The organism is Vibrio sp. ZOR0018, assembly GCF_963865925.1.
GTDB classification, from domain to species: domain Bacteria; phylum Pseudomonadota; class Gammaproteobacteria; order Enterobacterales; family Vibrionaceae; genus Vibrio; species Vibrio anguillarum.
In genome coordinates, this window is sequence record NZ_CAWMCN010000097.1 from 67,131 (window position 1) to 81,581 (window position 14,451).

Genomic DNA, 14,451 nt, shown 5'->3' on the forward strand with positions numbered 1-14,451 from the left:
GGATGGTTGTACTGTTCACTTGGTACTTTTGGCGTTAAGGTAAACGGAAAAAGGTATTTGAATCATGAAATTAAAAACACGTTTACAGCTACTGTCTGCGATCGAACATAAAACTGAAATTCCGATGCTGCTACTATCGGTAGTGTATGTGATCGTCGCTTTACTACCAGATATTGCACCTTTACAGCCCGAAGAGCTTGATTTTCTGGAGCATCTGCTTTGGATTATTTGGGCATTGTTTGCAACGGAGTTATTGGTTAAGGTCTTACTCAGCCCACATCCAGTGCGTTACATGGTAAAAAACTGGCCAGATGTGTTGATTGTTGCCATGCCTTTCCTACGTCCGCTCCGTTTTTTACGCATTTTACTGATCTTGCCAAGAGCATGGCGTCAAACAAAGGCGGTACTGAGACAAAAAACGCTCAGCTTTATTGGGCTAACCAGCTTATCGACAGTGCTTCTTTCTGCGGCTTTTGTCTATTTGGTCGAAAAAGGCACGGATAGCCCAATCAATGATTTTTCTGATGCGATTTGGTGGGCAATGACCACGATTACTACGGTAGGGTATGGCGATATGTATCCAATCACTCCATTTGGGCGTGGTGTTGCCGTATTTCTGATGTTGACGGGTATTACACTTTTCGGTTTATTGACCGCGAGTGTCGCCTCATTTTTCATTGAAGAAGATGGGCAATCAGCAGAGCATAATAGTGCACATCACACGAAACAGCTTAATAAAGTGTTAAAACAACTTTCTGTTCAACAACCTGTTCGCAAGCGTTTTCATTTAGCTCGCTACCGTGCTCAGTTGGCCTCTCGTCATAAGAAATAACCACTGAAGTTCTAGTTATCATCGTATTGGAATGCCAGAGATTGATCTAGGTGGTTTTAAGCAGAGTGATAAACTCACTGAGCGGCATAGGCTTATAAAAGAAATAGCCTTGCAAATAGTCAATCTCTCTTTCGTTCAAAAAGTCAATCTGGCCTTGGGTTTCCACACCTTCTGCGATGGTTTTTAACCCAAGTCGCTTAGCTAAATCGACTAAGTTTTCAACAATATGACTAGAGATCGCATCACTACCGATCATGGTAATAAAGCTTCTGTCGATTTTTAAAATGTCAAACTTGAACTCTTGCAAATAGTTCAAACTAGAGTGACCCGTACCAAAATCATCAATTGCCAGCAACACACCTATTTTATCCAATGACTGGAAGAGCTTTTTTGCTTCATCACTATCAATAACCAACTCTCTCTCAGTGAGCTCTAACGTTAAAATATGCTTACGATTGTCGAAGGTTTCAATAAAGTGTTTGCAATCATCAAACAAATTGGAAGCTACGCAGTGCTTGGCTGAAATATTAAATCCAATACTGAAATGCTCTGGAAATTGTGACTGGTGTAATGAAAGTTCATGCTCTACTTGGGACATTAACTGAGTCGTAATAGGAATGATTAGCCCAGATTCTTCCGCTAAGGGAATAAAAAGATCGGGCCTCACTAATCCATGAACAGGATGTTGCCAACGAGCAAGCACTTCAATATGGCTGAGCTGGCCACTACCATCAACAATCGGTTGTACATACGGAATGAACTCGTTGGATTGAATAGCGCGTTTCACTTCTCCTTGCATTGACGAAGCTTGGCCGAGTTTCCAAAAAACAAATCCTCCTAAACCGATTCCCATTAAGAGAGCTAACATCGCACTGGTTTGTTTGGTGTTTTTAAAATAAAGCCAGTAGTCATCAATAGTTAATAGGGTCGATAGTGAATAAGGGTAGCGTTCTGAAGTATTAATGATTGTGGGAAATAACGGTTCGGAAGTTACAACGCCAGTCTCGTCGAGGTGATTTTTGCCAACGTGAAAATAAAGTTTGCCATAGCGATCAAGTAAAATAAGCATGTTAGTTAGGTAATAGGAACTAACACCAGTGATCACCATACCCTGTTCGTAAGTTCTGTGAAAAGCCAACACAGGCCGGAGAGGTGTGAGTCGATTACCAGCCATTAAATAGAGCTCACCACTGACATAGCTGTCGATTTGGTAGTGATCGTTTACTTGACCGGTTAACGAATTACAATAAATCGTATTTTGTTTGGCTAAATTGATGGTCCGGATATCGGGAGTTGTCGCCACTAGCTCGCGCAAATAACGAGTAGCATCTAGGCAATCCATATTAAGGTAGGGCGCCGCACGCTCGTTGGCAACATGAGCATTTCTTAGCAGTAGATTAATGTAATCTATACCTTTTACCAGAACGTTTTGCATGTGATGATTCAAATCAGCTCGTGTCTGCCAAGCGATAATTGGGCTAGCTACAACGATGGGCAGTAAGCAAAATAGTAAGCTAACTACCCACCGTCTACATCGTTCATATTTTACAAATGTCTGCATCTGGTCCGAGTGCTATTTGTTTAATCATGCAGTAAGCGTAGCAAATATCCTCTGAAAATCATCCGTTTATTTCGCAGTTTGCTTGAACTTCAACACGACTTACGCCCTTGTAAGTACAAGCCATCATTTTAGCCAATCCATCGAGCAAGCATGTGCTTATCTGGTAGCGCTGTCATTGCCCCTTTTTGGGTGGTGGCTAATGCTCCGCAGCCATTAGCCCATTGCACTGCGTTTATGATAGTACCCTTAGTAAACCACTCTTTATGTAATGACAACTGGCAAAGTAATCCACCGACAAAAGCATCTCCGGCACCTGTTGTATCGATAGGTTTTACGGCTTTTCCCGTAATCATTGTTTGCATCTCTGCTGTGATCACCAGCGCTCCTTTTGCACCTTGAGTAATGACAATCAGCGGAATGTTCAATTCTTTCACTGAGATTAATCCCTGCTCAAGGCTAGGGCGCTGCGTGAGTAAGAGCAGTTCGTCATCGGAAAACTTAATCACATCCGCCATTGCCACCACGCTCATCACCACTGGGATCATCTCTTCGGAGTTAGGCCAAACCTCTTCTCGTAGATTGGGATCAAAACTGACAAATCCCCCGTTGGCTTTGATGCGTTTAATCGCTTCAATGGTAGTGCTGCGACTCGGTTCATTGGCCAGTGCAATGGAGCAACAATGCAGCCATTCGCCCGCTAAAAAGGTGGGAATGTCTGAACATTGGACGAATTGATCCGCGCTCGGTTTCACCATAAAGGTAAAACTACGTTCGCCGTGCGAGTCTAAATTGACCACGACGGTTGATGTTCTTTGTTGATCATCCAACTGCAAATATCGGGTGTCCACTTTCTCTTCGGTTAATGTGGATTGCATAAAGCGCCCCATAGGGTCATTACCCACACGGCCAAAAAAGGCGCTATTACCCCCCAATCTTGCGATGGCAACAGCCACATTCGCCGGAGCACCGCCCGGACATTTTAGATAGTGTGCTTCACCATCAGGAATTAAGTCGACGACCGCGTCGCCTGTCACCCAAACTCGATTCATTTTTTCTTCCAATATCCGTGTTATTCGCTGAAGAAATAAGCCTACTCACATCGAGCGGGCTTAGGAGCATAACAGCCTTGGGGGTTACGCTGTTGCTTGTTTATCAAGCTTTGCGCGCTCTTTGGCACCCAAAACAAGTGTTAAGGTAAAGGCAATGACAAAAGAAATCAGCATACCAATCATGTAGTAGCTGATTTTCTCTGGGTTAATGGAAATCACTCCTGGAAGCCCAGCCGCGCCTAACGCTTGTGCTTTGACATTAAACAAGGTAATGAATGCACTGGCACAAGCTGAACCGATGATCGCAGCAATAAATGGGTAGCGAAGTTTCAGGTTTACACCGAACATAGCGGGTTCGGTAATGCCCAGAAGGGCGGTCACACCTGATGGAATCGCAATGCCTTTTAATTTGATATCTTTGGTGTTCATACCAACCGCTAAAGCTGCTGCACCTTGTGCGACGTTTGACATGGCCGCAATAGGAAAAATAAACGTACCGCCAGTAATGGCGATGTCAGCTAATAGCTGTGTTTCGATAGCAATAAAGCTGTGGTGCATGCCAGTAATCACAAACGGTGCGTAGATAAAGCCAAACAGTGCACCACCAATGAAGCCAGCAGAATCGTATAGCCAGTTCAGCCCATCACCCAATAGAAAGCCGATATCGCGAGTAATCGGGCCTACCAGAGTGAAGGTTAAAAAGCCTGCAATGAAAATCGAGAGCATAGGCGTCAGTAAATTATCCAGTACAGAAGGGATAATTTTGCGCAGGCCATTTTCGATTTTTGCAAGAATAAAGGCGGAGACTAAAACGGGTAAGACAGAACCCTGATAGCCGACTTTCTGGATCTCAAAGCCAAAAATATTCCAAGTAGGGATGGTGCCTGCGACAGACGCGCCGCCAAATCCCCAACCATTAAGCAGGTCTGGGTGAACCATCAACATACCTAATGCAGCGCCAAGAAATGGGTTGCCGCCGAATTTTTTTGAAGCAGAAAATGCCAACAAAACAGGAAGATAAACAAAAGGGGCGTTAGCGAAGGTGTTGATCATGCTGGCAAGATCAGCCAAGCCCGGGTTGGCATCAATCAGTGACTGCCCTTCGATAAAAAGCCCTGTGGCTGTCAGTACATTGAACAACCCCATCAATAAACCGCCAGCAACGATGGCCGGGATAATAGGGACAAAAATGTCAGACAACCCTTTAACAGCGCGCTGCACTAGGTTCTGCTTTTGTGCTCCCGCGCTTGCAACATCATTGGTTGACATTTCAGCAAGGCCGGTCAGCTTGGCCATTTCCGCATAAACTTGGTTAACGATACCGGAGCCAAAAATAATTTGATATTGGCCAGCGACTTTGAATTGTCCTTTGACACCTTCAAGTGAATCAATGGCTTGTTCATCAACCAATGCGTCATCTTTTAGCGCTAATCTTAAACGTGTTGCACAGTGAGCAAGGGCTTGGATATTTTCTCTGCCACCTAATTGCTCTAATAATTGTTTTGCTATGACTGGATAGTTCATAACCCACCCCGGTTGTTGTTTGGTATCCAGATGACTTGATCTCTTTAAGATAAGCATGGTGGATAAAATTAAAATAAGTATTTTTGGGAACGTTTGCAGAATGGATTTTTGATGAATAATTCAAAGTAGTCAAAAGCCAACCATTGATTCTGTGAATTAGATCAGTAAAAGAGAGATCGATAATTCTACAAACAGCGTTAGAATCACACTATTCGAGCGTTTGCAGCACTGAGTTTTGCAAACAATCCCAAAACAGAATGAGTAAGGTTATGTATGTCGAGTTTGCACGATGTCGCTAAGCTGGCCGGAGTTTCTAAATCGACGGTTTCACGCGTTGTAAATGATGAGTATGGTGTTAAAGAGTCTACAAAAATCAAAGTGTTAAAGGCAATTTCCGAATGCGGCTATATGGTCAACCAAGTCGCTAAAGATCTCAAATCACAAAAAACCAATTTAATTGGAGTCATCGTTCCGCGAGTCTCTTCGCATGCGACAGCACAAGGCGTTGATGGTTTAAGTGCCATATTTGAACAAGCGGGCAAACACGTGTTGCTTGCCAATACTCATCAAGATCACGCTAAAGAGTTGGAATATATTCAAATATTTAATCAAAAGAGGGTAGAAGGCATTGTACTTTACGCCACACACCTTGATATGCCATTAGTGAAAGCAATCCAACAATCTAATGTCCCGGTGGTATTGGTTGGGCAAGATGGCTCACTGCACGATATCCCAAGTATTGTTCATGATGATCTTCGCGTTGGATTCGAAGCGGGTAAACGGTTGATAGCAAAAGGTTGTCAACACATTGGTTTTATTGGTGTTCAGAGCGATGACGTAGCGGTGGATTGCTTGCGTTCTCAAGGGTTAGAGCAAGCACTGGGTATCAACAATTTAACCCTGTTGTTTCATGTGCGTGGTGATTTTTCGATTGAATCTGGTTACTTACAAGCTAAAACATTAATCACGCAATACCCACAATTAGATGGTCTTTTTTGCGCAACCGATAGAATTGCGGTTGGAGCGGTGAAAGCACTACAAGAGTCTGGAGTTCAGGTTGGATCGCAAATAAAAGTATTAGGAGTTGGCAATGATGAGCTCGCATTTGTCAGTAACCCAAGCTTATCAACATTCAACTATGCCTTTGATAAAGCAGGTGAAAATGCAGCCAAGATGTTGCTTGAACGTATTGCTGGTCGTGGGCAGGAGATGAGTAAAGTCGTGTTAACATTCCAAAATATCGAACGTGAAACCGGCTAAGACTGAAGGTACTTGCTGAGGGGAAGCCCGCATAATTGAGGGCAATATTTCACCAATGCTTGCAAGCTGGCTTATTTTTTTATATTTTGCAATCGTTCCCAAAAATTGAGTGTAAGTCATGTCATTAGAAACAGTGCCAGTAGAAAAAATGTCATTTGAAGAGATGGTGAGATTAGTTGGCGGCCCGGCCAATATTCAGCGAGTACTCGCACCAAGAGGCGAAATCGTTATTGCGCTGCGAGATCCAGCTTTAGTCAATGTTTTGTCGAGCTATATGCGCTTGCGAGAAGTGCTTGGTGAGTGGCAGCTTTCATTTTTGATTCAACAAGATAACATCAATGAATATGCCGATGAACTGATCAACAGTTTAGGTCGAATGATTGATTCTCAGCTGCGGCTTAATGCGTACGCCTATTCCTCGCCAAACGATTGTCCCTTTCGTCCAACGTGGCATATTTCTCCGCCGCAAGGTCTGCTCAATGATCCAAACGGTTTCATTTATCACCAAGGAAAATATCATCTTTTTTATCAGTGGTATCCTTATGGGTGTGAGCACAAGGATAAATATTGGGTACAACTGACGAGTACTGATCTTATTCACTGGCAATGGCAAGGTATTGCACTGACTCCATCAGATTGGTACGACAGCCATGGGGTTTTTTCTGGTCATGCTTTAAGTCACAACGATGAGTTGATGCTCTTCTATACTGGCAATGTTCGGTTAGGTGACCAGCGATTGCGTCAAACAACGCAATGTTTAGCCGTGTCGCAAGATGGTCTCCGTTTTGAAAAACGTGGCCCAGTGATCCGTAATTTGCCAACGGGTGTCACGGAACACATTCGCGACCCTAAAATAGTGCGCCACCGAGGCAAATGGCTCATGTTATTGGGCGCGCAAACAACGCAATTGCAAGGTCGGCTCGCTATTTATCATTCACATGATCTTAAAGAGTGGCATTTCGATGGTCTATTTGGTGAAGAAATCGCACCGCTAGGTTACATGTGGGAATGCCCTGATATGTTTGAAATTGCGGGCCAAAGTTATTTTGTTTTTGGCCCTCAAGGGATTATTTCAGATAACGTGAACCACACAGTTGTCCATCAAAATCGTATTGCAAAAGTCTTATGGGATGAAAATGATCATCCTCACTTTTGTCATCTGCAACCACTGGATCACGGCTTTGATTTTTATGCCCCTCAAACAATGCAAACGGCAGACGGGCGGCGCGTCTTGTGTGCATGGATGGGGCTGCCTGACGAAATTAATCATCCTAGTAGTGACAACGGCTGGCTGCATCAACTTACGGCACTGCGAGAGTTGAGTCTTGAGAATGGTCAAATTATTCAAAGGCCTATAAGGGAGCTAGAGCAGTTATGCCACCACCCGTTAAGTTTGGAGTTGAGCGATAAATGCACCATTCTCAACACCAAAAGTTTTGAAATGTGCATCACTTTGCCTTGGGGGGCAAGCTTACGTTTGTTTGAAAAAGATGAGCAATACGTTGAATTGAGTTTAGATGCCCAGCAAAAAGTATTACGCTTTGATCGTTCCCATACTTTGATACGTCAAGGTGATGTGATTCGTGAATTGGCCTTAGAGTGTGAACAGGTTGAGCTGCAGATTCTCGCGGATAATTCTTCATTAGAAGTGTTCATCAACGGCGGAAAAGCTGTGATGACTGCGCGAGTTTTTACCGATCAAGAAGCGACAGGGGTATCGCTATTGAATGCGTTGACCACGGCCAAATACTCTTCTATCCAGCCCGTCAGCGCTTCTTCATTCGCTACTCAATTCTAAATTAAGCCGAAAGTAAACTTTCGGCTTGAAAAATAATAGCCTTTTTCTTTCTTGGTCTATCCTTAAGTAAAAGATAAGTGAGATCAACATGATCGGTATGAGTTCAGACAATAGCAGAGATGATATTGACCTCTCTTCTGGTCTGCATTGTCCTATTCATTAAACACAAGAGTCAGATGGTTATCATGCGGTGCGATGAAGCCAACGCACAGTGCTTAACTCATACCATTGATTAAGGCGAAATGAAGTATGTGGAAAAGTGTCAAAGTGATCTTTGTTACCCAAGTTGTTCTGGCAGTGTCCATTGTGTTGGGCATTTCTAGTTACATTGATTACCAGTCAAAGAAAGCGGAGCTACAGCATAGCCTAGATACATCAATCTTGAATGCAAAAGAGCGTTTGAGCTACAGCCTACCTAAAGCAATTTGGGATTTTGATTTACATGCCGCCAAACTCACTATTTCAGCAGAGTTAAATAACCCAGACATACAAGCGGTTAGAGTGAAAGATGCGGGTGGTACACCGCTTCTTTTCCTGAGTACATCACCCGACTCTCAAGATGTGAAAGAGATGGAGCCCAATGAGGGGAAACAATACGAATCCATGCTCTCTTCGGTGCAAAAGCTCACCTTTGTTGAGTATGAAAAGGAAAATGAAGTTGGTCAGGTAGAGCTTTTCTATAACACAGATAGGCTAGAAAAAACCTTGTTACAAAGTCTGCAATATAGCCTGATTGAGTTGCTGATTTTAGATAGCGTAATGATTGTATTCCTAATTTTGGCGTTAACGAAAACCGTCCTTCGCCCGCTCAACGATTTAACAGAGCGAGTGGCCGATCTTGCAACCGGTGAAGGAGATTTAAGTCGTATCATTCCAGAACCCAAATATAGAGAGTTTTCGCAGATCATCCGCAGTATTAATCATTTTACGGAGTCGCTAAGGGAGATAGTTGTACAAGTAACGAATGCTTCTGTGCAGTTAAAAGACACCGCAGAGATGAGTGGTCAGGTTGCCATGAGAAATGCGCAGCAAATTGATCAACAAAAACACAGTTTATCGACCGTCGCTGCCGCTTCCACACAGATGAGTCAGTCGGTGGCAACAGTGGCTGAAACCGCTAATGACGCCGCAAGGCAAGCAAGTGAGGCTTCTCAACTGGTCGATAATGTTTACCAATCAATAGAACGCTCTGCTGCCGAGATTGTAAACATGCGTTCCGAAATGGGTTCGGTAAACGCGGAAATGCATAAGCTGCTTGATGAAGGGCGAAAAATATCAACGGTGGTCGGGGTGATTAATGACATTTCCGAGCAAACCAACTTGCTGGCACTGAACGCTGCTATTGAAGCGGCACGCGCAGGTGAGCATGGCCGTGGTTTTGCAGTAGTGGCTGACGAAGTGCGCAACCTTTCGACCAAAACTAGCCAATCCACCGAACAAATCCAAACCAATATTCGCTCACTTAGCAGTGCAACAGAATCGGTTGAGCAAGAAATTATTCGCATCTCTAATTTGTTAGAAAGCACCGCTAAGCGAGTATCAGAGTCACAACATTCTGTTGAGCAGGTGAAAAATACTATCTCTGAAATTTCTGAAAGAAATGGCGAGATTTCGCATGCTACAGAAGAGCAGAAACAAGCCATTGATGAAGTCAGTCAGGCGATTGTTGAAGCATCAGAGGCCACTAATGAGCTGTCGAGTAGTGGTCAAGATAATGCTCAGAGAACGAAAGAAGTTCTTCAACTGAGCTCAAACATTAAAACTCATATGCGTAAGTTCAAAACATAAGTTCCACCTTCAAGGAGAAGAAAGTATGAAGCGTCTGTTGATCTTTATTTTCAGTATGATGATGGCCTTACCGAGTAGCTTTGCTGCTACTATTACGGCTGCGCAAGATCCATGGCCACCGTTTATTTCACCGGATAAAAGCATGCCGGGGCTATCGGTAGAAATCGCTGTTGCGGCTATGAAAACACAGGGCTATGACGTCAATTTTCAAATCATGCCTTGGTCACGAGCATTAGATGAGGTGAGTAAAGGCAGAATTGATCTGTTGCCTGCAACTTGGTATACGCAGGAGAGAACGGCTTATTTACTTTACAGTGATTCATATTTAGAGAATGAACTGAGCTTTATTAAAAGAGCAGGCGATGCTTTCGAATTTTCAGGTTTAAATAGTTTGAGTGGCAAACAAGTTGGCATCGTTAGGGGCTATGGTTATGGGGATGACTTTTTATCCGCCACTAATTTCAACAAACCAGACGCTAATGATCTCACGACTAACTTGAAGAAACTGCAAGCCAAACGAATCGATCTTACCCTTGAAGATAAGTTGGTTGCGTTATCGACCATGAAAGAGGCGGGCTTAAATAGCAGTGATTTTCAGTTTACCACTGCATCTTTGTCTAAAAATCCTTTACATGTTACCTCAGGTAAAGCAAACCCTAATGCGCAGAAATATATTGATGCGTATAACAAAGGGTTAGCCACGATTAAAGCTGACGGAACATTTGATGCCATTTTAGCGAAATACGGTATTCAGTGATTTTTTTAAAAAAAAGGCCGCAGTTTTAACGCTGCGGCCTTTTTCTATTCCAATAGGATTTGAATCCTTTGAAGTAAGCATTGGGGTAAATATTAGCGCTTCGAGCCGCGCTGCTCAGCTTTGCGTGCTAATTTTTGCGCACGCTTTTGCTCGATCAGTGATGCGGTATCACCGCCAATGTGTGCTTCTCCACGCTGTTTTGCGAGCTGAACTTGTTTTTCTCGCTCACGGAAACGGGCCAGTTGTTCCGCAGAGTGAGTACCGAAGCAGGATGGGCAACTGACGCCTTGCTCGTAGACTTCGCTCTGTTTGTCTTCATAGGTAATCGGCAAACGGCAAGCGTTACATACATCGTAGTGACTCTCTTTTAAAGCGTGCCCTACAGCCACTCTGCCATCAAACACATAGCAGTCACCTTGCCATAAGCTCTCTTCTTGCGGCACTTCTTCTAAGTATTTCAAAATGCCACCTTCGAGATGGTACACCTCATCGAACCCTTGCTCTTTTAAATAAGCCGTGGACTTTTCACAGCGAATCCCGCCAGTACAAAACATCGCGACTTTTTTGTGTTTCTCTGGTGCGAGGTTCTTCTTCACATAATCAGGAAACTCACGAAAGGTTTCAGTGTGTGGGTTAAGCGCATTTTTGAAGGTGCCGATTTGGATTTCATAATCATTACGGGTATCGACAACCAGCACATCAGGGTCTGAAATTAGCGCATTCCAGTTTTCTGGTTTCACGTAAGTGCCCACAACGTGACGAGGGTCAATACCTTCAACGCCCATAGTGACAATCTCTTTTTTTAGCTTCACTTTGGTACGGTTAAATGGCTGCTCTGAGGCTTGTGATTCTTTGTAAACCGTGCCTTTCAAGTTCGGTTCTGCATCAAGCCAAGCCAGTAGCACATCTATCCCTTTACGTGTTGATGCCACAGTGCCGTTAATTCCTTCACTGGCTAATAATAGCGTGCCACGAATTTGGTTTTCCTCCATTAGTTCAAGAAGCGGTGCTTGCAGCTCTTGGTAGTGATTGAGTTCAACAAACTTATAGAGTGCACAGACGACGTACTGACTCATGGGGTACCTTTTAAAAAACGATATAAAGAATTGGGGCGCATTATAGCGAAGGGACGCGCCCACAAATACGGACAATTATTAAGGACAATATTAGATGGGGTAGACCATTGGAAAATCCATGGTTGGATGTGCGGCGACAAGCGACGAGTAGCCATACACCTGCTCAATTCTTTCTGCATTGAGCGCTTCCCAAGGTGGCGCATCACAAACCAGTTTGCCATTGTGCAGCATCACCATGCGATCTGCATATTGAGCCGCAAGGTTGAGATCGTGCAGCACGACTACAACAGCGCACTGCTCTTGGCGTGCTAATGAACGTGCAATGCGCAGTGTATTGTGCTGGTGAGTCAGATCTAACGCTGACGTTGGTTCATCCAGCATCAGGATTTTTTTGTCACCGGAGTGGTGAAGTTGAGTTAATACCCGCGCCAGATGTAAACGTTGTTTTTCACCACCCGATAAAGCTGGGTAGAGATTGTTCGCTCTATCGCTGATATCGGTTTGTTGCATATAGTGTAGCGCGACTTCACTGACTTGTTGGTGGCTTAAATTTAATGGCAGTGCGCCTAATTCCACCACTTCTTGAGCGATAAAAGGAAAGCTCAACGTACTTTGCTGCGGAAGAATAGCCAAGTGCTTTGCTAACTCATTCGGTAGCCACAGTGCTTGCGGAACACCGAAGTAAGCCATTTTGCCTGTTGATGAGATTTCACCGCTGAGTATTTTCAGCAAGGTACTTTTTCCAGCACCATTGGGGCCAAGTAACGCTGTGACTTGACCTGAAAAAATCTCAATATCAATCTTATCCAAAATGGTTCGATGGCCAAATTTAACCGATATATTACTGGCTTGGATCGCTGCCGTTGTACTCAAAATACTTTGCCTTTTTGTTGAAACAGAAGATAAAGGAAGAAAGGTGCACCCACCAGCGCAGTCACAATCCCGACAGGCAGCTCCGCAGGTGCAACTGCTATACGGGCAAACATATCGGCGACAGTGAGTAAGAGTGCACCAAGTAAAGCCGAAATGGGGATCAAACTACGGTGATCGGGGCCAACCAGCATCCGGCCTAGATGAGGGATGACCAAACCGATAAAACCAATCATACCCACCGCGCTGACGGTCACTCCAACGCCGAGTGCGCTGAGTAAAATCATTGAACGTTTAAGCCGTTGCACAGAAATGCCTAGATGACGCGCTTCAGACTCGCCAAGTAATAGTGCGTTGAGCGCCATCGCTTGACGGGAGAAACAGACGAGCAGCAGCAGTAAGGTCACAGCGCACAAGAGAATATTTTGCCAGTTTGCACCCGCCAGTGATCCCATTGACCACAATGAGAGATCGCGTAGCATTTGATCGTCTGCAACATAATTCAAATAGCCAATACCCGCCCCCGATAGCGCGCTGATGGCGACGCCTGCGAGTAGCATGATGGTGACGGAAGTACCAAATTTACTGGTGCCTAATCGATAAACCAACAAGGTAGTCAATGCACCGCCTAAAAAGGCAAAAATAGGTACCACCACAGCGCTCATCCACGGGTTGGAAAACAGCGCTAAATTGGCGAATAGCACAATCGCAAGTGCGGCTCCGAGGGCTGAACCTGCCGAAACACCGATAATGCCAGGCTCAGCTAATGGATTACGAAACAAGCCTTGCATCACCGTTCCGCACAGCGCCAAAATTGCGCCGACCAACAAGCAGAGCAGGGTACGCGGAAAGCGTATTTCGTGGATGACTAAATTGATGTGCGCGGCAATGTCATTGGAGTGCAGCACGAGACTTTTTATGCTGTCACTGAAGCTGATATTCATTGGACCAACGGTGACAGAATAAAGGCTCACTAAGATTACCAAAACTAACAGCGTCGCATTCACCACATTTTTTGAGAGATGACGTAACAAAATAAGCTCCTTAAGGATAGAGCAATGCGTTTAGACGTTGCGCTTCAGCCAAGCTTTTAAGGCCTAACCCGCCGACGAGAGCGTGGCCATCGATGGTGATGATCTGCTTATTTATCCCAGCCGGAGTTGCTACTAACGTCGGTATGGATTGCAAAATGGCGTCTGCTCCTCCGAGTTTTTCATAACTGCGGCCACTGACTAAAATCACGTCTGGTTGCATCTCAATTATCGCTTCCATCGACAGTGGTTTATAAGACGTCACTTGTTCAGCGGCTGGGTTAACCGCGCCAGCCAACTCAATAATGCTGTTTGGCGTGGTGTCACTGCCCGCCACGTTAGCTGCTCTTCCTTCGTGGATAAGAAGAAATAGCACCTTTTTCGGAGTCTTGTGGGTAGATTGATGGTGGATTAACGCCGCTATTGTGCTTTGAACTTGCTGTTTGAGCGCTTTAGCTTGAGGCTTTGCATCAGTGAGCGTCGCGATTTGGTCAATGCGTGCCAACAACCCCTGTGGTGTGGATTCATCATTCACCACCTCGACGTTAACGCCAGCGCCTTTAAGCTGTTGCAATGTGCTTTCTGGCCCCATTTCACTAGAACCAATCAATTGTGTTGGTGCTAAGGCTAATAATCCTTCTGCGGATAATTGGCGATGATAACCGATTTTTGGGAGAGCAAGATCGTTTGGAATTTCACTGGTGACATCGACCGCAACAAGTTTATTTTGTGCGCCTAACGCAACGAGGATTTCGGTCACCGCGCTGCCCGCACTGATAATCCGTTCTTGCGCGCAGAGCCAAGGTGAGAAGATGAAGAGCGTTATGGCAACAAGCCAATGAGAAAGAGAGTTGTGTGTCATCGTGTTGTACTCATGAAAATCATACGGTTTTTAAAAGCGCGTA

At 44.6% G+C, this 14,451-nt stretch carries 12 protein-coding genes; 5 read left to right on the top strand and 7 right to left on the bottom strand.

Translation table 11 applies throughout. The annotated features are described in order from the left end of the window. The first annotated feature begins 64 nt into the window (after positions 1-64). Positions 65-832 (top strand): potassium channel family protein, encoded by a 768-nt coding sequence (locus tag AACR75_RS06255; RefSeq protein WP_017044802.1) that lies wholly within the window; start codon positions 65-67, stop codon positions 830-832. Between the two features lie 46 nt (positions 833-878). On the opposite strand, the gene AACR75_RS06260 is transcribed toward AACR75_RS06255, so the two are convergent. The 3 genes from AACR75_RS06260 to AACR75_RS06270 all read right to left on the bottom strand — a co-directional run bounded on the left by AACR75_RS06260 (position 879) and on the right by AACR75_RS06270 (position 4,966). Next, the gene (locus AACR75_RS06260) at positions 879-2,267 is read right to left on the bottom strand and encodes an EAL domain-containing protein (RefSeq protein WP_231564236.1); all 1,389 of its coding nucleotides are present in this window, start codon (positions 2,265-2,267) and stop codon (positions 879-881) included. A 254-nt stretch (positions 2,268-2,521) separates the two neighbouring features. Continuing rightward, positions 2,522-3,442, bottom strand: coding sequence for an aminoimidazole riboside kinase (locus AACR75_RS06265; RefSeq protein ID WP_047691794.1), 921 nt, complete (start codon positions 3,440-3,442; stop codon positions 2,522-2,524). A gap of 84 nt (positions 3,443-3,526) precedes the next feature. Further along, positions 3,527-4,966, bottom strand: coding sequence for a sucrose-specific PTS transporter subunit IIBC (locus AACR75_RS06270; protein ID WP_026028729.1), 1,440 nt, complete (start codon positions 4,964-4,966; stop codon positions 3,527-3,529). 273 nt (positions 4,967-5,239) lie between these two features. On the opposite strand from AACR75_RS06270, the gene AACR75_RS06275 reads away from it, so the two are divergent. From AACR75_RS06275 to AACR75_RS06290, 4 genes are all read left to right on the top strand, one after another. Next, positions 5,240-6,226: a LacI family DNA-binding transcriptional regulator gene (locus tag AACR75_RS06275; protein ID WP_010319758.1), complete on the top strand. Its 987-nt coding sequence runs from the start codon at positions 5,240-5,242 to the stop codon at positions 6,224-6,226. 118 nt (positions 6,227-6,344) lie between these two features. Then, the gene (locus tag AACR75_RS06280; protein ID WP_047691798.1) at positions 6,345-8,024 is read left to right on the top strand and encodes a glycoside hydrolase family 32 protein; all 1,680 of its coding nucleotides are present in this window, start codon (positions 6,345-6,347) and stop codon (positions 8,022-8,024) included. 249 nt (positions 8,025-8,273) lie between these two features. Beyond that, positions 8,274-9,812 carry a methyl-accepting chemotaxis protein gene (locus tag AACR75_RS06285; RefSeq protein ID WP_017044797.1) on the top strand — a complete coding sequence of 513 codons (1,539 nt, stop codon included), beginning with the start codon at positions 8,274-8,276 and terminating at the stop codon, positions 9,810-9,812. Positions 9,813-9,837: 25 nt separating this feature from the next. Then, complete coding sequence (locus tag AACR75_RS06290; protein WP_013856728.1) at positions 9,838-10,569, top strand: transporter substrate-binding domain-containing protein; 732 nt, start codon at positions 9,838-9,840, stop codon at positions 10,567-10,569. Positions 10,570-10,661: 92 nt separating this feature from the next. On the opposite strand, the gene trhO is transcribed toward AACR75_RS06290, so the two are convergent. The 4 genes from trhO to AACR75_RS06310 all read right to left on the bottom strand — a co-directional run bounded on the left by trhO (position 10,662) and on the right by AACR75_RS06310 (position 14,408). Then, positions 10,662-11,645 carry an oxygen-dependent tRNA uridine(34) hydroxylase TrhO gene (gene trhO, locus AACR75_RS06295; RefSeq protein WP_047691801.1) on the bottom strand — a complete coding sequence of 328 codons (984 nt, stop codon included), beginning with the start codon at positions 11,643-11,645 and terminating at the stop codon, positions 10,662-10,664. Between the two features lie 90 nt (positions 11,646-11,735). Beyond that, complete coding sequence (locus tag AACR75_RS06300) at positions 11,736-12,518, bottom strand: heme ABC transporter ATP-binding protein (RefSeq protein ID WP_047691804.1); 783 nt, start codon at positions 12,516-12,518, stop codon at positions 11,736-11,738. Then, complete coding sequence (locus AACR75_RS06305; RefSeq protein ID WP_081989915.1) at positions 12,515-13,549, bottom strand: FecCD family ABC transporter permease; 1,035 nt, start codon at positions 13,547-13,549, stop codon at positions 12,515-12,517. Before AACR75_RS06305 ends, AACR75_RS06300 begins: the two co-directional genes overlap by 4 nt. Positions 13,550-13,559: 10 nt before the next feature. Beyond that, positions 13,560-14,408 carry a heme/hemin ABC transporter substrate-binding protein gene (locus AACR75_RS06310; RefSeq protein WP_047691809.1) on the bottom strand — a complete coding sequence of 283 codons (849 nt, stop codon included), beginning with the start codon at positions 14,406-14,408 and terminating at the stop codon, positions 13,560-13,562. Between the last annotated feature and the right edge of the window lie 43 nt (positions 14,409-14,451).